The organism is Pseudanabaena sp. 'Roaring Creek', from assembly GCF_001402795.1.
Lineage (GTDB): Bacteria > Cyanobacteriota > Cyanobacteriia > Pseudanabaenales > Pseudanabaenaceae > Pseudanabaena.
This window is the reverse complement of sequence record NZ_LIRE01000769.1, coordinates 1-23,677: the sequence shown is the minus strand read 5'-3', so window position 1 is coordinate 23,677 and position 23,677 is coordinate 1. Positions and strand designations below refer to the sequence as shown.

At 41.7% G+C, this 23,677-nt stretch carries 21 protein-coding genes; 18 read left to right on the top strand and 3 right to left on the bottom strand.

Annotated features, from left to right (window positions below):
• Positions 1 to 280: 280 nt before the first annotated feature.
• The 5 genes from AC805_RS26620 to AC805_RS24230 all read left to right on the top strand — a co-directional run bounded on the left by AC805_RS26620 (position 281) and on the right by AC805_RS24230 (position 3,919).
• A complete protein-coding gene (locus tag AC805_RS26620; RefSeq protein ID WP_055077793.1) occupies positions 281 to 499 on the top strand; it encodes an HAD family hydrolase in 219 nt (72 codons plus the stop codon).
• 41 nt (positions 500 to 540) lie between these two features.
• Complete coding sequence (locus AC805_RS26615; protein WP_197278840.1) at positions 541 to 744, top strand: hypothetical protein; 204 nt, start codon at positions 541 to 543, stop codon at positions 742 to 744.
• Between the two features lie 15 nt (positions 745 to 759).
• A complete protein-coding gene (locus AC805_RS24245) occupies positions 760 to 1,698 on the top strand; it encodes a bile acid:sodium symporter family protein (RefSeq protein ID WP_055077792.1) in 939 nt (312 codons plus the stop codon).
• Positions 1,699 to 2,219: 521 nt separating this feature from the next.
• On the top strand, positions 2,220 to 3,008 hold the full coding sequence (locus AC805_RS24235) for a ParA family protein (protein WP_055077790.1): 789 nt from the start codon (positions 2,220 to 2,222) through the stop codon (positions 3,006 to 3,008).
• Positions 3,005 to 3,919 (top strand): ParB/RepB/Spo0J family partition protein, encoded by a 915-nt coding sequence (locus AC805_RS24230; RefSeq protein ID WP_055077789.1) that lies wholly within the window; start codon positions 3,005 to 3,007, stop codon positions 3,917 to 3,919. The genes AC805_RS24235 and AC805_RS24230 overlap by 4 nt, the downstream gene beginning before the upstream one ends.
• A 36-nt stretch (positions 3,920 to 3,955) precedes the next feature.
• Here the strand turns inward: AC805_RS24230 and AC805_RS24225 are convergent, their stop codons facing one another.
• Entirely contained in the window at positions 3,956 to 4,927 is a 972-nt protein-coding gene (locus AC805_RS24225; RefSeq protein ID WP_055077788.1) for a tyrosine-type recombinase/integrase, read from the bottom strand.
• Positions 4,928 to 5,686: 759 nt separating this feature from the next.
• On the opposite strand from AC805_RS24225, the gene AC805_RS24220 reads away from it, so the two are divergent.
• The 12 genes from AC805_RS24220 to AC805_RS24165 all read left to right on the top strand — a co-directional run bounded on the left by AC805_RS24220 (position 5,687) and on the right by AC805_RS24165 (position 22,034).
• Complete coding sequence (locus tag AC805_RS24220; RefSeq protein WP_055077787.1) at positions 5,687 to 7,507, top strand: GMC family oxidoreductase; 1,821 nt, start codon at positions 5,687 to 5,689, stop codon at positions 7,505 to 7,507.
• 87 nt (positions 7,508 to 7,594) lie between these two features.
• Entirely contained in the window at positions 7,595 to 8,689 is a 1,095-nt protein-coding gene (locus AC805_RS24215) for a ferritin-like protein (RefSeq protein WP_055077786.1), read from the top strand.
• A gap of 44 nt (positions 8,690 to 8,733) precedes the next feature.
• Positions 8,734 to 9,222 carry a hypothetical protein gene (locus AC805_RS24210; RefSeq protein ID WP_055077785.1) on the top strand — a complete coding sequence of 163 codons (489 nt, stop codon included), beginning with the start codon at positions 8,734 to 8,736 and terminating at the stop codon, positions 9,220 to 9,222.
• Positions 9,223 to 9,470: 248 nt separating this feature from the next.
• Positions 9,471 to 10,139, top strand: coding sequence for a pentapeptide repeat-containing protein (locus AC805_RS24205; RefSeq protein ID WP_055077784.1), 669 nt, complete (start codon positions 9,471 to 9,473; stop codon positions 10,137 to 10,139).
• A 212-nt stretch (positions 10,140 to 10,351) separates the two neighbouring features.
• Positions 10,352 to 11,461, top strand: coding sequence for a myo-inosose-2 dehydratase (gene iolE / locus AC805_RS24200; protein ID WP_197278839.1), 1,110 nt, complete (start codon positions 10,352 to 10,354; stop codon positions 11,459 to 11,461).
• A gap of 326 nt (positions 11,462 to 11,787) precedes the next feature.
• On the top strand, positions 11,788 to 13,395 hold the full coding sequence (locus tag AC805_RS24195) for a multicopper oxidase family protein (RefSeq protein ID WP_231664333.1): 1,608 nt from the start codon (positions 11,788 to 11,790) through the stop codon (positions 13,393 to 13,395).
• Complete coding sequence (locus AC805_RS24190; RefSeq protein ID WP_055077782.1) at positions 13,382 to 13,771, top strand: nuclear transport factor 2 family protein; 390 nt, start codon at positions 13,382 to 13,384, stop codon at positions 13,769 to 13,771. Before AC805_RS24195 ends, AC805_RS24190 begins: the two co-directional genes overlap by 14 nt.
• Positions 13,772 to 13,862: 91 nt before the next feature.
• Positions 13,863 to 14,870, top strand: coding sequence for a sugar phosphate isomerase/epimerase family protein (locus AC805_RS24185; protein WP_055077781.1), 1,008 nt, complete (start codon positions 13,863 to 13,865; stop codon positions 14,868 to 14,870).
• Between the two features lie 129 nt (positions 14,871 to 14,999).
• Complete coding sequence (locus AC805_RS24180; protein ID WP_055077780.1) at positions 15,000 to 17,006, top strand: galactose oxidase early set domain-containing protein; 2,007 nt, start codon at positions 15,000 to 15,002, stop codon at positions 17,004 to 17,006.
• Positions 17,007 to 17,105: 99 nt separating this feature from the next.
• Entirely contained in the window at positions 17,106 to 18,497 is a 1,392-nt protein-coding gene (locus tag AC805_RS24175) for a Dyp-type peroxidase (RefSeq protein ID WP_055077794.1), read from the top strand.
• A gap of 142 nt (positions 18,498 to 18,639) precedes the next feature.
• The gene (locus AC805_RS24170; protein ID WP_055077779.1) at positions 18,640 to 20,484 is read left to right on the top strand and encodes an ABC transporter ATP-binding protein; all 1,845 of its coding nucleotides are present in this window, start codon (positions 18,640 to 18,642) and stop codon (positions 20,482 to 20,484) included.
• 17 nt (positions 20,485 to 20,501) lie between these two features.
• Positions 20,502 to 22,034, top strand: coding sequence for a phosphomannomutase/phosphoglucomutase (locus tag AC805_RS24165; RefSeq protein WP_055077778.1), 1,533 nt, complete (start codon positions 20,502 to 20,504; stop codon positions 22,032 to 22,034).
• A 91-nt stretch (positions 22,035 to 22,125) separates the two neighbouring features.
• Here AC805_RS24165 and AC805_RS24160 read toward each other — a convergent pair whose 3' ends face one another.
• Positions 22,126 to 22,530: an MAPEG family protein gene (locus AC805_RS24160; RefSeq protein WP_100228938.1), complete on the bottom strand. Its 405-nt coding sequence runs from the start codon at positions 22,528 to 22,530 to the stop codon at positions 22,126 to 22,128.
• A 126-nt stretch (positions 22,531 to 22,656) separates the two neighbouring features.
• Between AC805_RS24160 and AC805_RS24155 the strand changes: the two genes are divergently transcribed.
• Positions 22,657 to 23,151 carry a GNAT family N-acetyltransferase gene (locus tag AC805_RS24155; protein ID WP_055077777.1) on the top strand — a complete coding sequence of 165 codons (495 nt, stop codon included), beginning with the start codon at positions 22,657 to 22,659 and terminating at the stop codon, positions 23,149 to 23,151.
• A gap of 18 nt (positions 23,152 to 23,169) precedes the next feature.
• Here the strand turns inward: AC805_RS24155 and AC805_RS24150 are convergent.
• On the bottom strand, positions 23,170 to 23,677 hold a 508-nt coding region (locus tag AC805_RS24150), incomplete at its 5' end, for a pentapeptide repeat-containing protein (protein ID WP_055077776.1).

The following is a 23,677-nucleotide window of genomic DNA, read 5'->3' as shown; positions in this document are numbered from 1 at the left end:
GGTATGCTCTCTATCTTTTATTGACTTGTAGCTGGGCATAAGTATAGCTATCGCCAAATGTACTAGGACATAAACCCCAAGAATTGACTGGCGGCGCGAAGCGCCGCCAGTCAATTCTTGGGGTTTGATTTGTCCTAATTCAAGTGACTGTAGCTATAAAATCCAGATCTAAAACCAATTCACGAAAATGTGACAACACTTTTGGAAATTAAAAATTAAGCCTAGTAAGGGTTTTCAAGTTACGAGGTTTGCAAAAATTCTGCAAACTGAGGATCGGGTTTTGATCGATCGCGCAATTTCCTTATATCGCGATCGTTTCTCAATCATTGGCTTATTTGAAAATGCGCTTTATCCTGAAATCCCTGAAACCCTTGCAGCTATTCGGGCAGAAGGATGTCAGACCTATATAGTAACCTCTAAGCCCCATGTGTATGCACAACGGATTGTCGAGCATTTTGGATTGTCGGACTTTTTGATGGTATCTATGGCAGTGAATTAGACGGTACACACAGCATTAAAGGTGAATTAATTCGGCATATTTTGCTTGCAGTAAACCTTGATGCAAAAGCAACCGTAATGATCGGCGATCGCTCCCACGAAACGATCGCCACCAAGCAAAACCAAGTTTTTGCGATCGGTGTTACCTATGGCTATGGTTCCGTAGAAGAATTAAGCAATAATGGTGCTGACGTGATTGCTAATTCTCCCAAAGATATCCTCCCATTAATTCCATTTAAATTATAAATTCCTTCATTCACCATGCATGAATTGCTATCCTCGATCGATTCTTCTCTAATCCAGCAGCTAGTCTTTTACTTCCATAAAATTGATTTTACTCTTCTAAATCGACTTTCCTTTTTGCTGTTTATTCTAGCGATGTTACTATCGACGGGATTGAGTCTCACCGTACCGCAGATCCTAGAACCCCTGCGCAATTGGCGGTTAGTAATTTGCGCGTTAGTGGCAAATTTTGTGATAGTACCGCTTTTAGTCTTTATGGCGCTGCAATTCGTGACCGTGAGTGAACCAATCAAAATTGGCTTTACGATCCTTGCCGTTGCCGCTGGACCTCCTGTATTACCCAAGTTAGCCCAAATCGTAAATGGAAACCTTGCCTTTGCCGCAGGATTGCTAATGATATTGATGCTGGGTTCTTCGATCTTTATGCCGATCGTTTTACCGCTAGTTTTAGATGGCGTACAGATTAGTCCTTGGCAAGTTGCGAAGCCTCTATTTATCTCTCTCTTACCTCCCTTAGCGATCGGGTTATTCATTCGATCTCGCTTTGAGGCGATCGCCACCGTTGTCGCTCCATTCCTACGCCGAGTTGCTAACTTTGCTTTCATCTCAGGGATAGGTTCAGCATTCATCTTACAATTTAATAGTCTAATTGAGCTGGTTAAGAGTGGTATGGTCTTCGCGATCGCCATTTTCATTATCGTCGCCTTTGCCGTGGGCTATCTGCTTGGGGGACCCAATCTCGATACAAGGTTAACCCTTGGAGTCGGCACGGCTCAGCGGAATATCGCAGGAGCCCTCTTAGTAGCGGGTACAAATTTTAACGATCCTGCAATTATCAGCGTAATTGTGGTGACGAGTTTATCTTTATTTGTAGTAATTCGATTGATTGCTAGATTCTCCATAAATCCAAAAGCTCCATTAACGGATGTCAGCACAACTTCCCTCAATACTCAATAACAAACAGAAAGATATAGCGATCTCCCAGCGATCGCTATATCTTTCTGTTTGTTGAAACGGGCTATGAGGAAGGGTTTGCTACGCAAACCCTTCCTCATAGCCCAAAAGTAAAAGCCTTGCGTAGCAAGGCTTTTACTTTTGGACTTTTATAGCTGCCGCCAACTGTATCAGGACATAATACCAAATCACAAAATGGCGTAGCCATTTTGTGATTTTAAAACCCTTGCTGGATTTGGGTTTTATACCAATCCCCAAAAGTGTAGCCACACTTTTGGGGATTGGTATAAAACCCAAAAGAGAGTTGCCGCGCTCTGCGCGGCAACTCTCTTTTGGGTTTTGATTTTGTCCTAACAAAACTGGCGGCAGCTATACCTTAAGGATAGGGGAATTATAACGAAATAATGATTGCTTGATTCTTATCATAACGTTATGATAAATTCTACGGGCATGGAAATTTGCTCCAATTTGCAGGCTTTACATTAAGCTAAATTCAAATCTAGAGTCAAGAAAAGGCAGGAAAAATGAGCCGAGTAATAGCAGTATTTAACCAAGCTGGGGGGGTAGGAAAGACGACGGTTGCCCAAAATCTTGGTTATCATCTTGGTAACAGAGGGCATAAAACCCTTTTGATAGATATGGATCCCCAAGCTTCGCTCACGGCATTTATGGGAATAGATACTAAAAACTTAAACTTAAGTATTTATAATTCATTAATTGCTGAGATTGAAGGTGAACAACCGATCGCTTTGCCGATTATCACCGATCTCTATGGGATGGATTTATGTCCAGCCAATCTTAATCTTGCTAAAGCAGAGCAGCAGCTTGTATTAGAAGAACTAAGAGAATTTCGACTAAAGGAGGCGATCGCTCCTTATCTTGAAATTTATGATTTTGTGATTATTGACTGTCCCCCCAGTCTGGGTATTTTAAGTGTGATTAGTTTAGTTGCCGCTACTCATGTACTTGTGCCAATTCAAACTCAGTTTAAAGCCTTGATGGGGACAGACTTATTACTCGGAACTACCAAAAAAATCCAGAAACGGCTCAATAAAAATTTAAAGTTAGCAGGATTTTTACCCACAATGTATGCGTCTTCTACTGCTATGGATCAGCAAACTCTGTTTGATATTAATGGTCAACTTTCGGCGATCGCGCAGGTGTTTTCTCCTCTCCCTCGTGCTACGGCTTTGTCGGAAGCAACAAAAGCACTTAAGCCATTTGGGGCATATCTGGGTACTAATAAAAAGGGTAATAATGGCGCAATTTTGAAAATTTTTGATGAAGTTGCCGAGGCAATGGAAAAACTATGATCAAACCACCATCTAAAGTTCAAACGAAACTGTCAAATATTGCTCTATTTGATGATGATGACGACGATGAGATTAGCAGGTTTGATGGATTAATTGCGATTGGTGATATTTCTTTGCCAAAACAGCAGCCGAGACGTTATTTCGATCCTGTCAAAATGCAGGAACTCCAAGAATCAATCCGACATCATGGTATTCTCGAACCGATTCTTGTTCGTCCTTTAGGAGATGGCTATGAACTGGTAGCGGGTGAACGACGATTGCGAGCAGCCAAAGAATTGGAGCTTAAGGAGATTCCCGCCATAATTCATGAGTTAACGACAGAGGAAGCCTATGAGATCGCTCTGATTGAAAATCTGCAACGGGAAGAATTAAATCCCGTGGAAGAGACCGAAGCAATTTTACAGATTTTGTCCTTGCGATTAAAGTTACCCGAGAAAGAAGTAGTTTCCTATCTTTACAAAATGCGTGTGACTCCAGAACAGGAGCGGGAGGGTGCGATTGCAGCGATCTCTAATCAAGTCATTAGTATTTTTGACTCATTGCAAACGATCAAATGGGAATCCTTTGTGGTCAATCGCTTGCCATTATTAAACCTACCTGAAGAGGTCTTAGAAGCCCTCCGTCAAGGTCAGATTGAATATACAAAAGCTACGGCGATCGCCACGGTTAAGGATATTGAGAAAAGGCAATCTCTTTTGACAGAGGCAATTAATTCAGGATTATCTTTGCTCCAAATTAAGGAAAAAATTCGCGATATTAAAGCAGGTCAAATTACCCTAAAGCCAGTAACTCTGAAGACCCGTTTTACCAACTCTATGCAGCAACTAAAAAAATCAGCAGTATGGGAAGATCGCTCAAAGCAAAAATCTTTAGAAAAACTTATCCTCCAAATAGAGGCTTTGCTTAGCTAAATTAAAGAAATGTTATAAGCCAACTATTTTGGCGCGTCACTTTGGAGCGTCACTATCGTCAAGCTTTTCGGATGCTTTTAAAAATGCTCGCTTAGCCGCCATTTTATTCTTACGATTGGTGTAGCGCTTAAAGCTACGGACATCGCGATGACGGGTTAACTCCATGGCTAAAGATGGATCTAACTCATATTTAACAATTAAATTCGTGGCAAAAGTATGTCTCCCGCGATGGGAATGAAGATCGATTCCCGTTTTTTTGGCAAGATCGTCCATGACATGACGCACACCCCAATAGGTTAAGCGTTTGCCATAATTGCGATTGGAAAATGATATAAACAAAGGGGACTCGGGATGTAGATCCCCTTCTTTCTCTTTGCGCCAGTCCAAATAGTTATTAATGTGACGCAATCCCAGTTTTGTTAAAGGTACTTCTCCCTTGCTATCCCACTTGGCTACAGGAATTACTAACTCCCCATTACAATAATGTTCTACGTTCAGATTGCATAGTTCTTCCCCTCGTAACCCATGTAGTAACACTGTGAATAGGGCTATATCTCTGACAGGAAATTTACCTAATGCGATCGCCTGATAAATTTGCTCTACCTCTTCATCATCTAGATCTTTTGCGACAGACTCAGGCAATCTTTCTAATTGAATCCCCATAGTCGGGTCAAATTTCACATATTCAGAAATCAACAACCACCGATAAAAAGACTTTAGAGTTTGTAAGACTCGATTAACCGAGCTGAGAGCTAGTTTTCGTTCTTTGAGTAAAAATGTTTTAAACTGAGCTACTTTACGGCGAGTCACATCGTTCCAAGTAAGACTGCACCAACCCATAAATATACTTAAGTCGGCTTGGTAAGCTTTCTTACTTTTAGGTTGTAAAGATCTAGAGGCAAGAAACTCATCTATTTTAGCTTGACGTAAATCTATGGATATTGGTTTATGGGGAGTCTCGCTAGCATAAACTAACAAAACTGGTTCGGGAGTAGGATTTTTTAACATTAATTTATTTGAATATTCGGATAATTTCTACAAAAAACTAAAATTCTCATCATTAAGTGATATTAATTCACGAAAGTGTGACAACACTTTTGTGAATTCACAACCAAACCCAGTAAGGGTTTTCAAAGCTGAAAATGTTGTAGCCATTTTCAGCTTTGGTATGAGATCTAGAAACTATAGGGTATGCGCTGTTCTATTTCCTTGAAATTTTACTTTGGGGTGGATAGCTAAGTATCTTGATGAGCTAGATTAATTTTAGAACAAATAAGAGACAATTATTTGCTCTAAGGTATTTCTAAGACTAATTAAATTTTATGACGGTGTTAGGTGGCATATTGTAACTTGGTTTCTCAGAGCGCGATCTGAAATTTATTTTTGCTACAGTTACGGCAGAGAGCCTTTCCTAATACCATCTTTCACAAACTATTAAGTATTGCTAATATTAAGTATTGCTAATAAGTATTGCTAAGTAGCTGGACATAATAAAACAACAGAGTCAAAAGCTAGAGTCAAAAGCTGTGGTGCAAACTATACGTATGTCACGGCTTTCGGGTTTTAAAAATTTGATTGTGCCTTGCTTTTTTAGAAATATGTCGTATTACTATGTAATATATAAATATTGTCCATTTTGGTTGATTCTAAAAGCATTCATCATCCTATTAATATTTGTGAATTGTCATATTTCAATCTTAATCTTTGCAATGGGGAGACTTATATGCTAGGTTTGATTCGTTATTAAAAATAACCTATGAGCAAAGTATGAGCAAAAGTCAAACATTTGTAAAATCGGTTGATTGTCAGACTGTCTCAAAAACTGTTTATGATGCAGTTATTGTAGGTTCGGGAGTAGCAGGGGCTATTGTTGCCAAGCAATTGAGCGAGCAAGGAAAGCGGATTTTAATTATTGAAGCAACCCCAAGCAAAGATTTAAGCATTGCAGGTTTTCAAAGTTACGTTGATCATTTCTATAGCGCAACTGCAAAGGATGCTAACTCTCCCTATCCGTCCAATCCTAACGCTCTAAGTCCCAACAATATAGATGACTACTTTCAAGAATTAGGTCCCATGAAGCTTGGCGGTTCCTATACCCGAATTACAGGTGGAACTACAATGCATTGGGAAGCTAAAACCCCAAGAATGTTACCAGAGGATTTTCAACTATACAGCAGGTACGGACAAGGGCTAGACTGGCCGATTACCTACGAAGAACTGATGCCCTACTACCGTAAGGCGGAGTATGAGATTGGCGTTTGCGGAGACGTAAAAGAACAAGAATCATTGGGTGTTATTTTTGATGAGGGGTATGTCTTTCCAATGGAAAAGCTTCCTCCATCTTATTTAGACGAAAAAGTTCGCGAGAAAATTGATGGTACTCAAGTTGAGCTAGCTGGCGAAACCCTAACTTTAGGGCTTACAACCTTCCCTCAAGGGCGCAATGGAGTGCCTAATCCTAGTTACGATCGGGGCAACGTTTTCGTACCCGATGGCGTTACGAGTGAAGAGCCCATTGAATATGGAGAACGCTGTCAAGGGAACGCCAATTGTGTTCCGATTTGCCCTGTTCAAGCGAAATACGATGCTCGTCGAACTTTGGGTAAAGCATTTCAAACTGGTCGAGTGGAAATGCTGAATCAAGCCGTAGCCTTTCGAGTAGAAACAAATCCTGAAAACGGTCGGGTAGTTGGTATTCACTATAAGCATTATGAAGATCCCGATTCGCCGCAACATACCACAGGAGTGGCTAAGGGAATCTTATTTGTTTTAGCCACTAACGCTGTCGAAAATGCTCGATTGATGCTTGCTTCCGAATTGCCTAGCACCAGCGGACTGATGGGTTGTCATCTAATGGATCATCCTTTTCTCTTAGCTTGGGGGTTGATGCCAGAGGTAACGGGGACTATGCGTGGTCCGCTTTGTACGTCAGGAATCGGTACTTTCCGCAAAGGTGCTTTCCGACATCAACAGTCTGCCTTTGCCATGGATATCCATAATGATGGTTGGGGCTGGGCTACTGGCTCTCCTTATACTGAAGTAGTTGATGCTGTCGATAATAAGAATAAGTATGGTCAAGAATTGCGCCAGACTTTAATCAGTCGAATTTCACGGCAATTATTACTAGCATTCATGTGCGAATTGCCAGCCGATCGCAGTAATCGCGTTACGATTGATCCTCAATTCAAAGACCAATTAGGGAATTATCGTCCTGTCATTTCTTTCAATATATCTGACTACTGTCTTAAGACCTTTGCCTATGCCAGATACATTTCCCGCTTGATCTTTCAGCGCTTAGGAGTAGAAGACTACACCCATTACGATCAGTCAGATCCTCAATACTTTACCTATGCAGGAGAAGGATACTTTTATAAAGGTGGGAATCACTTTTCGGGAACCCATGTGATGGGAACGACGAAGAATAATTCAGTTGTGAACTCCAAACTTCGTTCTTGGGATCATGAAAATCTTTACCTTGTCGGAGCAGGAAGTATGCCATCTATTGGCAGTTCTAACACCACATTGACTCTTGCAGCTCTGAGCTTTTTAGCTTCTGAGGAAATGCTTAAAGACCTAGAAGCTAAATAAAGATAGGGATTTAAGAATTAATTATTCTAATTGATTATTCTATTGTCGAAATAACATAACCGAGCATATATTGCTAGCAGAGGTATTATGACCACGGACAATGATAGTTTAAAGCTAATTAATACGGTTGAGGAACTACGATACTATCTGATCCAAGCGTTGAAGATAGAACATGCCACCATTCCTCCCTATCTAACCGCATTGTATTCCCTAAAATCAGGTAGCAATTTAGAGGCTTTCCATATTATTCGGGCTGTTGCTGTGGAAGAGATGTTGCACCTTACCCTAGTTGCTAATGTCCTAAATGCAGTCGGTGGCAGTCTTCAATCAACTCTGACTGCTCCCGATTTTATCCCTACCTATCCTACCTATTTACCCACGGGATCGACGGATTTTAAAGTAGGTTTGAGCAAGTTTTCTCCCGAAACAATAGAAACTTTTCTTAATATAGAGCGCGCCAAGGAAGTTGCCGAAGATCAACCCTTAGTCGTGTCGCGCACTCTGCGTGAATGCTTGCTAACTATTCTCAATTACGATCCGACCTATACCTTTTACAGTATTGGTTTGTTCTATGCCGAGATTGTTCGAGGTTTGTATGCTCTCCACAAAGAAATGGGTGATGCGTTGTTCTGCGGTAATCCCGATCGCCAGATTACCCCACAGTATTACTACAACGGTGGCGGAGATATTATTCCTGTTACCGATCTAAACTCAGCCATAAAGGCTTTGAAGGTGATCCAAGAGCAGGGAGAGGGATCGAGGGCAGGTGCTGTTTATGATGCAGAACGCCAAATCTCCCATTACTTCCGATTTCAACAACTATTGTTGGGTCAGTTCTATGTGGTAAACAGCGACGATCCGACCAATTCCGATCTCCCCGATCATCCTACTGGTAAAACTTTTACGGTAGATTGGGATGCGGTTTATCCACTCAAGTGCAACGCTAAATTAAGCGATTATAAACCTGAAGATTCAGAATTGTACGCAGCTGCCCAAGAATTTCAGCAATCCTATAGTAATTTCCTTGCAGAAATTGAATATGCTTTTGACGGTCATCCTGAAGCTCTAATTCCTGCTGTAGGCGGGATGTTTCGTTTAAAAGAGCAAGCTAATTTGCTCATTCGCAACCCGATACCTAGTTTAGAAGGAGTTAACGCAGCACCAATCTTTCGGTTGGATTAAAAGTTCGCTCTTATCAATCCTTATAACTCAAATTATTAGAATTTATGAATGATCGACTTGAATTTATAGAGTATTTTCTTGAATTCTCAGTAATCTTGACTGGGTACTCTCGGTTTCATCTGCAAGGAACTGACCAAGTTTCCTCTTACTTTGATACTGTCCGAAATGTCGTTGGCGATGATTTATTTGCAGAACTTTTAAACACCTTTCATGGTTTGGATCTAAAAGCTAAAAGTGAAGGTGATGAGTCAATATTAACTAATGGTCTGCGATTGGACATACTTGGCTCTGAGAAACTTGGTCCGATCGCTCGAAATATCATTAAGCTCTGGTATGTCGCTACTTGGTATCCACTGCCAAAAGCTTGGCGAGATAACTTTGGGACTAAGGAGAAAGATGGAACTTTTGTTGTTAGTCCGCAAGCTTATCCTGAAGGGCTGTTATGGCCAACTCTTGGGGTTAATCCGCCAGCGGCAAAAGCCCCTGGTTATGCAACTTGGAGCGATCCACCTAAGGTTAGTCTTAATTCCTAATTTAGGTTAAGGGAAAGTTAATAAGGTGTTAATAATTAAGTTGTTAAGTTGTAAATAATATGAATTTCTTTCTGTCTTTATTATTACTAAAACTTAATCATCATCTTCCCTAAACCTCTGAGATAATTTCTACAAGCAATAAAATTCTTACTTGATTTTATTGCTTAAGCTTATCGCTCAATCTTATCTCTCAGTTTTATCGCTCAATTTTATCGCTCAATTTTATTGTCTAGTTCTAAGGTCAAACTATGAGTATCAAAAGTTGGTTCCGTGGCTTCTCAGCGATGGTCATTGCTCTTTTCTTGAGCTTCATGTTTTGCAATCTTCCCGCCCATGCCTTTGTGGCGACTGACTACCAAAAACTACTCATTACCAATGCCTGTAACAATTGTGATTTGTCAGGAGCCGATCTTTCTTATAAGGACTTGTATGGCAGTGCGCTCAATGGGGCAAATTTATCTCACGCAAATCTGGCTGGAGCTTTGCTCAATGATGCCAAGCTTAGAGGTGCAAATTTAAGCCAAGCTAATCTCTCAGAGGGAATACTGATGGGAATAGACCTCAGCAGAGCCGATCTAACGGAAGCTAATCTGTCTAAGGCAGATTTGTATAACGCCCTTTTGAGCAGTGCGAATCTGACTAAGGCAAACCTGAGCTCCAGTACTCTAGATTCTTCGGTCGCTACAGATGCAAATTTTTCTAATGCGATCGTGACGGAGACTACACTAAAATCAATAATTCTTTCGCGAGCGAATTTGTCGAATGCGGATTTTTCTAATTCTAAGATGAGAAATAGTAGATTGATGAGTTCAAATCTTAAGGGAGCTAAATTTGGAGGTGCAGATCTGAGTAATTCAGTCATGCCCGATTCAACTACTTATAACGGTGATGTGACTAAGTTTGGAGCTTCTAATTAAGTTCTAAAACTTTATTTTGATTTGACGATTTTCAAAACTATGATTCAGAAATCGGGAAAGAATGGGACGGATTGTATTTCTGTAAGAAATTTATTGGAATCGGTAATCTTTGTCGAGTAAAAATCTTGAATAATGCAACCTTTCTATTGCTTTTCCGATTTCTGTTTATTCAATCAATCTAATATACTCTTTAGGCTTCAGGAATAAAAATCATGATGATCCAAGATGAGCCTTTCCTAGCACCAATTGTCCGTAAGATCAGACTGCTTGGTACTTTATTAGTCTTGGCTACTGTCTTTGTTTTGGTTGGTATGACTTTTTCTCCACTTCAAGTCAATGCGGCAACGATGCAAGAGCAGCCATCGATCGCTCAGGTTTCCGTTAAGCCAACTAATAAGCCTACGGTACGTATACCTAAGTTCGATTCTAAGAAAGTCTTTTTAGGAATTACGCCTACAGGTTGGAGCAATAGTGACGATCCCAGCATTGACTTGGTTCCACCTATTCCTTACCGACAAATCTTTAGTGAAATGGCGCTGGCGGGTTTTAAAGGTTCGCAAATGTCAGGCAAATATCCTCAAGATTTAACGGAATTAAAAAAAGAATTGGGATTGCGAGGTTTGACAATTTCGGAACCATGGGTAGGCACTTATTTCACCATTGGCGATAAAACGGATAGCCAGAAAATCTTCGATCAACAGCTTGCCTTTATGAAATCAATTGGTGGCGATACAATTGTGGTGGCGGAGTTAGGTGGAGCTGTGCACCAGCAGCCGATCGCTCCTTTACCCAATCGCCCAATTTTTAATGATACTCAGTGGAAAGCCTTAACGGATGGCTTAAATGATTTGGGCAAGCAGGCTCACGATGCAGGTATGAAGCTTGTCTATCATCCCCATGTGGGAACTGGCGTGGAAACAATGGCTGATATCGATCGCCTCATGACTGGAACCAATCCTCAATATTTGAGTTTGCTTCTTGATACTGGACATCTTTACTATGCTGGAGTCAATCCCCTAGAGGTGACCCAAAAGTATGCCGATCGCATCAAGCATGTTCACCTCAAAAATATTCGTAAGCCGATATACGAACAATCTAAAACAGATGGGCTGAGCTTTTTAAATTCGATTCGGGCAGGAGTTTTCACTGTCCCAGGCGATAAGGAAGGCGATATTGACTTTAAGCCGATCTTAGACAGGCTTGCCCTTGCGAAATATGAAGGCTGGTTGATTGTGGAAGCAGAACAAGATCCCAACAAGGCAAATCCTTTGCAATACGCTTTGATGGCTCGCACTTATCTCAAGCAAGTTACTGGATTGTAATCCAATTTGATGATTCTCAAAATTCAATCCGATAGAAACGTAATCTGATTCTATTTTGACATCAGATTATGTATTTATACCAAGTTAAGAAATGGCTAGCCATTTCTTAACTTAAAAACCCCTACTAGGTTTGGTTTTTAATTCACAAAAGTGTGGCAACACATTCGTGAATTGGTATTTCTTATAGTGATTGATAGGAATAGACGCTTTGGATTGGAGCAAAATTATAGAAGCGATCGAATAGAGAGGAAGCAGCTGAAATGGTGAAAAAATGTATCTGTCTTTTAGTCTCAATTCTTGCAATTTGTGCATTTGTTTTACAACCCATGTTTATCCCATCGGCTTTGGCTCAGTCTACAGTTAAGACGGGCTGTGAGAAGGAGCCGATCGATATTGAGAAATATGGAGGTAAACCTTTCCAAAATCCCGAAGAGATTAGGTCTAAAAATGGGCTGTTGGAAACTGCTATCGAAGTTAGATACGCTCAAAATCAGATTGCAGCTTGCTCGGTTAATCTGCGCTCCTATAACGGTAAATTAGTTGGTCCTACTTTGCGGGTTAAACCAGAAGATACTATCAAGGTTAATTTAATCAATAATCTTCCCCCAGAGACTAATCCCCAAACCGACCAGAATAATAACCTACCTCGTGCCTTCAATACCACTAATTTTCATACCCACGGTCTGCATGTTTCCCCAGAGGGTATTAGTGATAATGTTTTACGTGAAATGCCACCTCAAGATAATTTAGGCGATGCATCGCCCCAATATCCAATTGAGATAGCTCTTCCCAATAATCATCCTGGTGGAACCTATTGGTATCATTCCCATTTGCATGGATCGACGGCTTTACAGGTGTCGAGTGGTATGGCTGGAGCCCTGATAGTTGAAGGTGGACTCGATCGTATTCCTGAAATTGCGGCAGCCAAGGAAAAGATTTTTGTTTTTCAACAAATTACCTACGATGAGCAGGGAACAATAGAAAACTATAACGATCTTACTCCAACTGGTTGGACAAATTCAAAGCGCTACACCACTATTAACGGTCAAATTGTTCCCAAGATTGAAATGCGTCCAGGAGAAGTTCAACATTGGCGGTTTATTCATGCTGGGGTAGGAGAAAGTCTAAATTTGCACCTCACCCAAGTTAGTGATAATCGCTCAATCTCACTCCGTGAAATCGCCGTGGATGGCATTCCCTTGGGGCGAATGGATAATTGGAATAGGCAAGCTTTAGAACTTGAGCCAGGGTATCGTAGTGATGTCTTGGTCAAGAGTAAGCTTCTCAAAAATGGTCAGCGATCGCAAGAATACGTGCTCGTTGATTCGCCCAGTTCTCCTCAAAAGTCCTTAAAAGGAACTGGAGAAACTGGCAGCATTTTGGCTAAGGTTGTGGTTAAAGGGTTACCAGTAAAGATGGCATTACCCAGTGCCGATCAGCTTGCCAAAGTTGCCTTGCAGGAACAGCCATCCGATATTGTGACAACTGATGGTGAGCAAAAAGTTGAATTTAGCTTGATAGCCTGCTCCGCATCTGATTGCAAGCAAAAGTTTAACTTTGAAATTAATGGACAAGAGTTTAGTCACGACTCCGAACGTACTTTGATACTTGGGAAGGCGGAAGAATGGAACTTAACTACCAGCGATGCCTCCTTAGCTCCGAGTCATCCTTTCCATATTCATGTTAATCCCTTTCTTCACCAGCGTTCCAATCCTCAGGGTAAGGTGGAAAAAGTATGGCGCGATACCCTTCTAGTAACTCAAGGTCATCCCGAAAAGATCTGGACTCGATATAGTGATTTTGTCGGTAAATTTGTTTTACATTGTCATATTCTCGATCATGAAGATCAGGGTATGATGCAGCTTGTAAACATTGTTCGAGAGAAACCCAACAATACAATTTCCCAAATGGAGGATAATCATGAAATTTATTGATCAGGAAAAAATTAGAGCTGTATTTGAAGAAATATATCCCATCAATGTGCGATCGCGAGACTTGGAATCCTATGGAGAAATGTACACAGATGATGCTCTATGGATTCCTCCCAATGCTCCCGATCGCTGTGGTAAAGGGGATATCATTGAGGGCTTTGCGAATACAATTGCCAATCAAGACATTGATCCCATTTTTACCGCTGAAGAAATTGAAGTAATCGGAGATTTTGGTTACGTACTCGGGACTTCCATTGCGACAATTTATCCCCATGATGGCAGTCCAAATAAAGTCGTCCGTTATCGAGCTTTATGGTTAATGGCAAAGGAAGGTGATGAATGGAAAATTAATCGCCAAATTTGGAATGTGAAACCTTAAAGGTTAAATGTTATAACGAGTAAATTTCTACCAAATTTACTCGTTATAGCATTCTGTCGCCACTGGAAATCTATACCATTAAAACAAAATTATGAGCGTCCATTCTCCTCTACCTGATATCTACCTGAGCTTTTTCATGTTTACCACGGACATGAAACCGACGGATTTAGACTATCGAAAAACAGTGGTGACTCACATTAAGAAACTGCAAGAATTTGGTTATAGTGGGTTTGAATTTCCGATCGCTCCCACTTTCAATCAAAGTTTTGCGCAAGATGTCAGCAATTATCAAGCACTACGCGATTATCTGGACGGTCAAGGCTTAGATAAGGTGAAAATTGCGACTAATGTTGGTGCAACTAGAACATACGATCCCACCTCTTCCTACCCTGCCCAGCAGCAACAAGCCTTAAAGTATCTGAAATCGCGGGTTGATATTACCGCTGCTTTGCGGGGCGAGATTTTGATGGGACCAATTGTTCTTCCCTATGGTGTCTTTCCTACCACTGATTTTAACGAACCAATTTGGAGCGATCGCCTTCAAGATCTTTTGGTAAAGCGCTATCACCAAGCTCAACCCATTCTCAATGAATTGGGAGAATATGCCATTACCAAAAAAGTGAAATTAGCGATCGAACCGATTACGCATTGGGAAACGCCAGGTCCCAATAAACTCTCGCAATTGATGACTTTTCTTGAGGGTGTTAGCAGCCATCAGGTCGGAGTCGTCATCGATAGTGCCCATGAAACCTTAGATGGGGATGGCTCGACCACCTTTCAAACTCAAGTCGCTCAGCTAGCTACGCAAAATAGATTGCACTACATTCAAGTGTCCCCGCCCGATCGCGGAGCCTTACATACGAGCTGGTTGCCTTGGCAAGATTTTCTGAAACCCGTGCTAAAGGTTTATAAAGGACCGATCGCCATTGAGATTTTTAATGCTATTCCTGCTTTTGTGAACTCTCTGCGGTTATCTCGACGTAAGTTTTGGATTCCTGAAGAAGATACTCCCAATTCTTACCCCAGCGCCTACGACATTGCCGAATCTGCAATCAAGAAAACACAAGAAGAATTGAGAAAAATCATCAATCCTACTTGATTCCCCCTTAATAATGATTTTCCCTTAATAACATTGAGGTTAAGATGGGAACTACCTTTCGCCGTCTATCTTAACCCCACAACCTTGATATTCCAGCAAACTCGATCGCTGAAGAAGGATGAATTGATCATGATGGCTAGAATCTTCCCAGTCAAAAGAATTATCTCGATCTGCTTGGTCTTTTTGCTCGCTTTTTATATTGTTTTTGGAGATAGTGTTTTTGGATATAGTAAGGAGGCGATCGCCCTTACCTCAGATTCCACAGGAACGGCAAGAACAAGTATGGGAAAATGGAAAGTATTGCCGATGCCTGCCATGTCCGATCGCACCCAGTCAGTGCATACAACCCTATTGCCAAACGGTAAAGTATTGGTAGTCAATGGTAGTAGCTTTCGGACTGAATTAGATCGAGAAAATGGTCAATATCAGTTTGTTGAAGGAATTGATGTCTCTGACTATGCCGTAGTTAATAATTCAGGTCTGCTCGATCCTAAAACAGGAAAATTCGAGCGAATTCCTTCACCTCCAGCCCTTCGCTTCGATAAAACGATTGGTAAAAATGGCGCAAATACGACTAATGACCTTTTTTGCTCTGGGCATGTCCAGTTAGCCGATGGTAATGTGTTATTTGCGGGTGGAACTAACACCTATTATCCTGGTGGAGCGTTTACGGGCACTAAATGGTTAAATCTCTACGATTGGCGATCGGGTAAATGGAAAGACCTCGGACAAATGCGAGATGGACGTTGGTATCCAAGCCTAATATCCTTGGCCGATGGTAAAGTTGCGATCTTTGCTGGACTAAAATTTGAAAAACCCAATCAAATTAACACCAGTGTCGAAATTTACGATCCCAAAACCGATAAACTCCATTACTTCGATCTTACTACTATTAAAAATAGTCCTTTTAATACCAAAGTTGGCAATGATGATATTTATGATGGAATCGATCTCTATCCTCGAGTTTTTCCTTTAAAGGATGGGAGACTCTTAATTACAGGCGATGAAGCAGGCATTGCAGGGGTTCTAGTTCCCCACTCCAGTAAGAAAAGCTATCTGATGACCATTAATGATTTAGGAAATGGTCAACTTTCCTTAAGCTTTGAAGTCGGTCCCGATCGCTTAGAAACTAGTAAAGCTTACGGAACGGCTCTCCAAATTCCTAACTCGGAAGAAGTGCTGTTATTAGGTGGTCTAATTGGTAGCAATAGTATCAGCTATGGCAGAGAAGGAAAGATCGATCCTAATGCCTTTCCCCCCGATGTGGTGAGAGTTTCCACCAGTTTACAACATTGGATTTCTCCAGCTCAAAGTGCGCAAAAGAATGGGAAGTGGGAAATTATCCCCGATTTTTTTAAACAACCAAGAGCCAATTTACAGGCTGTAATTCTTCCAACTGAAGAAATTTTAGTCCTAAATGGTGGCGAATATCCAGAATATAAGCCAATTTATCAACCCTTGTTAATGACCCCTGATTCCCATTCTCTCTCGGGATATCAAACCAAAACTTTAAATTCTGCCAAACTGCCAAGGCTTTATCACAATGGAGCAATTTTATTACCCGATGCCCGAGTTTTAGTTATTGGCGGCAATGCCAATCGGACAGCGAGGGAAAAGGATGGCACACTTCATGTTGATGTTTTAGGCGATCCTAAAACCTTCTTTCGCTTTCCCCAATTAAAGAATAAGGCAGGAGAAATAGAGTCCTTTGATATTGATACCTACTATAGAGATCCTCAGCATTACTTTGCCGATGGTAATGTGGAGCCTTTCGTACCTTCTGAAATTTGGCAAGGTGAGATCTTTAGTCCTCCCTATCTATACAAAGCAGGTTCTCGTCCTGAAATTACTAGTAGTCCCCAAATCTTAAAATATGGTCAGTCCGATCGGATTGTGGTAAAAGATGGTACGAGTAATCCTTCGGTTGTGATGGTTAAGTTAGGAACGGTTACCCATTCCTTTGACTATGGACAGAGGCTTGCCAAGCTACCCATTAAAGTTGCCCAAGACAATTCATCTGTAGGGATTACAGCTCCAGATAATCCCCATCTTTATCCCCCTGGGTACTATATGCTTTTTTATCTAAACGATATTGGTAAACCTTCCCATGCTCAAATCGTGCAGCTTCAATCTTAACGCTAACTTTTGATGTTAACTTTTGATACCAATTTGATATTTATTGGGCTTTCATTGGCGTTGTTTGCAGATTCTAAGACAAATCGGAGATTTAAAAATATGGCACTCACCGAACAGGATTTTAAAAACTTACCAGAAACTGGTATTGATCCCGACAATCCTGGCAAATACCAAGCTCTTCTGGATGACTTGCAGGGTAATATTCTGAAGGGACATGGTCGTGATTATACTGTCGATCTATTTGTGCAGTGGAAATTGGATTGCATTCCCGTAGCTAAGGAATGGATTAAAAACTTTACCAAAGGTTATGTTACTTCAGCACAACTACAGGCTGATGAATCTCGCCGTTATCGCGATCAAAAAGTCTCTGGCAGTGTTTTTGCGAATTTTTATTTAACTCGTATCGGCTATGAGACATTGGGCTTTGAAGCCTTTCAAATCCCCAAAAATCAACCCTTTACGATGGGTATGCAATACGAAGCTATCAGAACATACTTGGGCGATCCTAAAGTTACAGATTGGGAAGTAGGCTATCAACAGAAAATCCACAGCTTGATTGCGATCGCTGATGATAATCAAGATAGCTTATTAAAATTTGCTAATCAAATTACCCAAGAACTCAGTACAATTGCCACTGTTCTCCATCAAGAAAATGGATTTATTCTGAGGAATAAGGATGGACAGGTCATCGAACATTTTGGCTTTGTTGATGGAGTCAGTCAACCTTTATTTATCAAACGCGATATTGTCAAGGCTCAAGCTAGCGATCGCGATTTCTCCAAATGGGATCCCCGTGCTCCTCTCGATCTTGTTTTGGTTAAAGATCCTAACGGACAGACTGAAGATAGCTATGGGAGCTATCTGGTCTATCGGAAATTAGAGCAGAATGTTAAAGCTTTTCGGGAAGATCAGCAAGCGCTGGCGCAGGCGTTAAAAATTCAGGATGAATTGGCAGGTGCTTATGTGGTGGGGCGCTTCCCCGATGGAACACCTGTAACGATATCGGATAAGCCAATGCACCCACCGAATCCCCCTAATAACTTCAATTACGATCAGGACATTACCGCTACAAAATGTCCTTTTCATGCCCATATTCGGAAGACAAATCCAAGGGGTGATTCCGTAAGAAATTCTAATGTAAATATAGAGGAGGAAAGAGGACATCGTATCGCCCGCCGTGCTGTTAGTTATGGAGAAAAAGATCTAACTAATGCACCGACTGAGGGTTCTGGTTTACTGTTTTTATGTTTTCAGGCGGACATTGAGAATCAATTTAACTTCATGCAAGGGCAATGGTCTAACGCAAATCGCTTTGTTAAGGTTGGTGTTGGTCCCGATCCGCTGATTGGGAGCCCGCAGGGAACTCAACATTGGCCGACAGAATGGAGTAAAAGTTCAACTCAGGATTACAGCTTCAAACTATGGGTCAAAATGAAGGGTGGAGAGTATTTCTTTGCCCCCAGTATTAGCTCTTTGAAGAATTTACCCTAATTATACCAAAACACAAAATGGCTTAGCCATTTTGTGTTTTGCAAACCCTTACTGGGTTTGGTTTTTAATTCACAAAAGTGTTGTCACACTTTCGTGAATTGGTATTAATTAACATGACTAGCGATAGCGATAAAATGACCATATGGGAAAAAAGAAAAAAAGTGAATTTAAAGGACGAAGCTCACTCCTTAAAACCTTAGGTAAGTCTTTATCAGTATTTCGTTACGGTATCAAGGCTCTAGGTTTGGTCTGGACGACTAGTCGAACTTTGACCCTAGCGATCGCCTTATTTACCCTGATGGGGGGATTGCTCCCTGCGGCGATCGCCTATGTGGGAAAACTAATCGTTGATAGTGTGGTCATCGCCTCCCACAGTGGTCTAGGGAGCGATCGTCATTTAGCTCTGAGCTATGTTGGCTTAGAAGCCTTCTTAATTATTGTTTTAGCTGCTGCCCAAAAAGGCTTAAACGTATCGCAATCATTGCTGCGTGTATTGCTCGGACAGAAGGTGAATGTATTAATTCTCGAAAAAGCCCTCACCCTCAATCTGGCTCATTTTGAGGATTCAGAATTCTATGACAAGATGACCCAAGCGCGATCGCAGGCTTCTAATCGTCCTCTATCGCTGATTAGCCGTATCTTTGGTTTGGGACAATCAGCTTTAACTTTAGTAACCTTTAGCGGGCTGTTATGGCATTTTTCGATCTGGGCAGTGCTGGTCTTGATTTTGGCAGCAATTCCTGCATTTGTAGCCGAAACCAGATTTTCAGAACATGCATTCCGTTTATTTCGGTGGCGATCGCCTGAGACCAGACAGCAACATTATTTAGAAACCTTACTTACGCGGGAAGATTATGCCAAGGAGGTGCAACTTTATCAATTAGGCGGAATGCTATTACAGCGCTATCGTGATATTTTCAACCGCCTTTACGATGAGGATCGCCATCTTACAATTCAAAAAGGAATTTGGGGATATTTGCTAGGACTGCTCAGTACGGGAGCGTTTTATGCCGCTTACGCTTGGATCGTGATCGAGGCGATCGCAGGTCAGATCAGCTTAGGAGAAATGACCATGTATTTAGTGGTCTTCCGTCAAGGTCAATCTACCTTTGCCTCGGCATTAACCTCCATTGGCGGTATGTACGAAGACAATCTCTATTTAGCCAACCTATACGAATTTCTCGAACAACCCATTCCTAAATCCTACGGCACGATCAAACAAGGAATTACATCGGATGGAATTAGATTTGAGAATGTTTCCTTCTGTTATCCTGAAAGCCAAGAGCCCGTGTTAAAGGATATTTCTTTACATTTAAGGCAAGGACAAAAACTAGCGATCGTGGGTGAAAATGGTTCTGGGAAAACCACTCTTATCAAGCTGTTAACAAGGCTCTACATTCCCAGTAGCGGCAGGATTTTACTGGATGGTGTGGATTTGAATGATTGGGATCTAGATGCATTGCGAAACAGAATTGGGGTAATTTTTCAGAACTTCGTCCAGTACCAATTTACCGTAGGTGAGAATGTCGGAGTCGGTAATGTGGCGAGACTCGAAGATGCCCGAGAATGGGAAATTGCTACCGAAAAAGGGATGGCAAAACCATTCATTAATAATATGCCCCAGAAATTTAGTACCCAGCTAGGCAAATGGTTTAAGGGCGGTCAAGAGTTATCGGGTGGACAATGGCAAAAGATTGCTCTATCCAGAGCCTTTATGCGATCGCAAGCCGACATTCTGGTATTAGATGAACCAACTGCGGCGATGGATGCTGAGGCAGAAATGAGCATTTTCAATCATTTCCATTCTCTTACTAAAGATCGCATGGTCGTTCTCATTTCCCATCGCTTCTCTACCGTGAGAATGGCCGATCAGATCGTCGTAATGGCAGATGGTAGAATTATCGAGCAAGGCAGTCACGAGCAATTATTAGCAGCAGATGGACGCTATGCCCATCTTTTTTCGCTGCAAGCGGCAGGTTACCAATAGCTTTTAAAGTGAAAATTATGCAAGCTTTTAACTGGCAAAAAATCCAGAATGGTTCTGATATTCGTGGTGTGGCGATCGCTGGTGTACCCAACGAAGAAGTCAACCTCACCCCTGAAGTTGTCAGTATTTTAGGTAAAGCTTTTGCAAGTTGGCTATCCCAGAAGTTAAATAAGCCGACGACAGAATTACTCATTTCCGTTGGTAGGGATAGCCGTCTTTCGGGAGCAGAATTAATGCAAGCGGTAATGGCAGGAATTAATGCTCTCGGCAGTCAAGTTTATGACTTGGCGATCGCTTCTACTCCTGCCATGTTTATGAGTACGATTACCGATGGATTTAAATGCGATGGGGCAATTATGCTAACCGCGAGCCATCTCCCCTTCAATCGCAATGGCTTAAAGTTTTTTACCGCCCAAGGTGGTTTAGAGAAAAAGGACATTACGGATATTCTTACCCTTGCAGAAAAGAATGAATTTGTGATTTCTGAATCTCAGGGCAAAATTACCGAACATAATTTTATTGCCGTTTATGCCAGTCAATTTGTTACGCAAATCCGCAGAGCGGTCAATCACCCCGAACATTACGAACAGCCCCTGAAGGGATTAAAAGTCATTGTCGATGCAGGGAATGGCGCAGGAGGCTTTTATGCCGATCAGGTTTTGCTGCCTTTAGGAGCGGATATTACGGGCAGTCAATTTCTCGACCCCGATGGCACATTCCCCAACCATGTTCCCAATCCAGAGGATAAGGCGGCGATGGCAGCAATTTGTGATGCCGTAATTAAACATCAAGCGGATTTTGGCATTATTTTTGATACTGATGTCGATCGCAGTGCCGCCGTGGATCAGTTTGGCAAGGAATTAAATCGCAATCGTTTAATTGCGTTAATTTCAGCGATCGTTCTACAAGAACATCCCCAGTCAACAATTGTGACGGATTCGATTACTTCAGATGGGCTGACTAAATTTATCGAACGGGACTTACAGGGCAAACATCACCGTTTTAAGCGGGGATACAAAAATGTGATTAATGAGTCGATTCGCCTCAATCAGATTGGGCAGGAGTCTTGGTTAGCGATCGAGACTTCGGGGCATGGGGCGATGAAGGAGAATTACTTCCTTGATGATGGAGCTTACTTAGTCAGTAAGCTCTTAATTGAGTTAGCGAAGTCTAAATTAACGGGAAAGTCTCTCACGGATTTAATCGTGAATCTACAGGAACCGATCGAAAGCGAAGAATTTCGGATCAAGATGACCGTAGATGATTTCAAAGCCTTAGGCGATCGCCTGATTAAGGATTTACAAGCCTTTGCGAGTAACCAACCAGATTGGCAAATCGTTCCTCATAACTACGAAGGAATTCGCGTTTCCTGTAATTCCATGGATGAAAATGGTTGGTTTTTACTACGCCTCTCGTTACACGATCCTGTGATGCCTTTAAATATCGAGTCCAATATTGAAGGCGGCGTTGCCAAGATTCTCCAAAGGTTAACAGCTTTCTTCCAATCCGTGGAAGGGCTGGATATTTCGGCATTCTCTCGCAATGGCTAAAGATGAGTGGCGGCGCAAAGCGCCGCCACTCATCTTTAGGGTTTTATCCCAAAACATAAAATGGCGTAGCCATTATGTGTTTTGGGATTACTTAGAAAAGACTCGCGGAAAACAAGCCGCCGATACAAACCATGCCGATCGCCCACATGGGCGATCGCAACCAAGGTAAATCGAGAATATAAAACAAGTTAAATAAAAATCTTGCCACCAGAAAAGCAATGATATAAAGCGAAGTGCGATCGGAAGCAACATTGGTCACGTAGGCGGTGAGGGCTGCTGCCGCAAATAACGCAAATACCTCAAAGGAATTTTGGTGCGCCCATGTAGCTCGCTTGGCATAGTCTGGTAAGCGATCGAACATTGCCCTTGGTGCGTTCATATCGATGCCAATACGCAAACGTCCGTAGGCGACCACTATATAGGGCAAATAGACTAACCCCGCCGCGATCGCTATGCCATACAGCAATAGCTGCGATGGTGTAATAATAAAATTCATCATGCTTTTATATGAAGTAATGAAGACCGAGCAAAAATAAAGTTAACTTTTGTTAACTTTATTCTATATGGTAATGTTTTCTGAAACTAAAGCCCTCAAAACCTCTTGCCCACTGCAATCCAATTCATGATCAAACCTCAATTTACAATTCGTGCTGCGACCATTGCCGATATTCCAGCCATTTTTTCGCTAATTCAGGCTCTCGCTGACTATGAAAAGCTCTCCGATCAGGTAACAGGGGATATCGCGCAACTTCAAGAAGATCTTTTTGGCACTAACCCCTGTATTGAAGCGATCGTCGCTCAGATAGAAGCATCTCAGCAAGTTGTCGGATTTGCGCTCTTTTTTACCAACTATTCCACCTTCTTAACTCAAAGGGGGATTTATTTAGAAGATCTATTTGTGTTATCGGAATATCGCGGTAGCGGAATTGGTAAGGGATTGATTGCCAAGGTTGCCCAAATCGCCTTAGCTAGAGGATGCGGTCGTTTTGAATGGTCGGTTTTAGATTGGAATGCCCCTGCGATCTCTTTTTACAAGCGGATTGGCGCAGAAGTTCTACCCGATTGGCGGATTTGCCGCGTCACTGGCGAAGACTTAAAGAACCTAGCAAGTTCCTGAGCGATCATGTCAGAATTTCTAGCAATCTCGGTTTGAGATTAATCCACTAGGCAAAGTGGTTTTGCATAGTTTTGCATTCGCCAATTGAGATTCTGATATGTTCGAGCTAGTTAAATCGGCTTCAGTTAGATTGGTATCATGCAAAATTGCGTTAGTAAAATTAGTCAATAGCATTTTAGTGCGCTTTAAGTTGACATTACTAAGATTTGCCTCGGTAAGATTGGCGCGACTGAGATTTGAAAAGGTAATGCTCGAACCAACTAAGTTAGCGCGGCTGAGATCGGACGCAAGGATATGGCTATAGTCAAGTTTGCTAACTGGTAAATACGCTCCTGTCAGATCGCAACCTTGACATTTTTGTGTGGTTTGAAGCAGGATGACTTGACTGGGGTTTGCTGCCCAAGCGGGCAGGGGAAACAAAAGCAAGATGAGTAGCGCGATCGCGAAAAAGATGCGGTATTTCATAGCTAAAGTTTTCGACTCTAAATAATCTAAATAAATTAATAGGTAATACCAATTCCCAAAA

Bases quoted from the DNA above. Each gene is read 5' to 3' on its own strand.
- AC805_RS24245 (WP_055077792.1), top strand. From the start codon at position 760: ATGCATGAATTGCTATCCTCGATCGATTCTTCTCTAATCCAGCAGCTA.
- AC805_RS24235 (WP_055077790.1), top strand. From the start codon at position 2,220: ATGAGCCGAGTAATAGCAGTATTTAACCAAGCTGGGGGGGTAGGAAAG.
- AC805_RS24230 (WP_055077789.1), top strand. From the start codon at position 3,005: ATGATCAAACCACCATCTAAAGTTCAAACGAAACTGTCAAATATTGCT.
- AC805_RS24225 (WP_055077788.1), bottom strand. From the start codon at position 4,927: ATGTTAAAAAATCCTACTCCCGAACCAGTTTTGTTAGTTTATGCTAGC.
- AC805_RS24220 (WP_055077787.1), top strand. From the start codon at position 5,687: ATGAGCAAAAGTCAAACATTTGTAAAATCGGTTGATTGTCAGACTGTC.
- AC805_RS24215 (WP_055077786.1), top strand. From the start codon at position 7,595: ATGACCACGGACAATGATAGTTTAAAGCTAATTAATACGGTTGAGGAA.
- AC805_RS24210 (WP_055077785.1), top strand. From the start codon at position 8,734: ATGAATGATCGACTTGAATTTATAGAGTATTTTCTTGAATTCTCAGTA.
- AC805_RS24205 (WP_055077784.1), top strand. From the start codon at position 9,471: ATGAGTATCAAAAGTTGGTTCCGTGGCTTCTCAGCGATGGTCATTGCT.
- iolE (WP_197278839.1), top strand. From the start codon at position 10,352: ATGATGATCCAAGATGAGCCTTTCCTAGCACCAATTGTCCGTAAGATC.
- AC805_RS24195 (WP_231664333.1), top strand. From the start codon at position 11,788: ATGTTTATCCCATCGGCTTTGGCTCAGTCTACAGTTAAGACGGGCTGT.
- AC805_RS24190 (WP_055077782.1), top strand. From the start codon at position 13,382: ATGAAATTTATTGATCAGGAAAAAATTAGAGCTGTATTTGAAGAAATA.
- AC805_RS24185 (WP_055077781.1), top strand. From the start codon at position 13,863: ATGAGCGTCCATTCTCCTCTACCTGATATCTACCTGAGCTTTTTCATG.
- AC805_RS24180 (WP_055077780.1), top strand. From the start codon at position 15,000: ATGATGGCTAGAATCTTCCCAGTCAAAAGAATTATCTCGATCTGCTTG.
- AC805_RS24175 (WP_055077794.1), top strand. From the start codon at position 17,106: ATGGCACTCACCGAACAGGATTTTAAAAACTTACCAGAAACTGGTATT.
- AC805_RS24170 (WP_055077779.1), top strand. From the start codon at position 18,640: ATGGGAAAAAAGAAAAAAAGTGAATTTAAAGGACGAAGCTCACTCCTT.
- AC805_RS24165 (WP_055077778.1), top strand. From the start codon at position 20,502: ATGCAAGCTTTTAACTGGCAAAAAATCCAGAATGGTTCTGATATTCGT.
- AC805_RS24160 (WP_100228938.1), bottom strand. From the start codon at position 22,530: ATGAATTTTATTATTACACCATCGCAGCTATTGCTGTATGGCATAGCG.
- AC805_RS24155 (WP_055077777.1), top strand. From the start codon at position 22,657: ATGATCAAACCTCAATTTACAATTCGTGCTGCGACCATTGCCGATATT.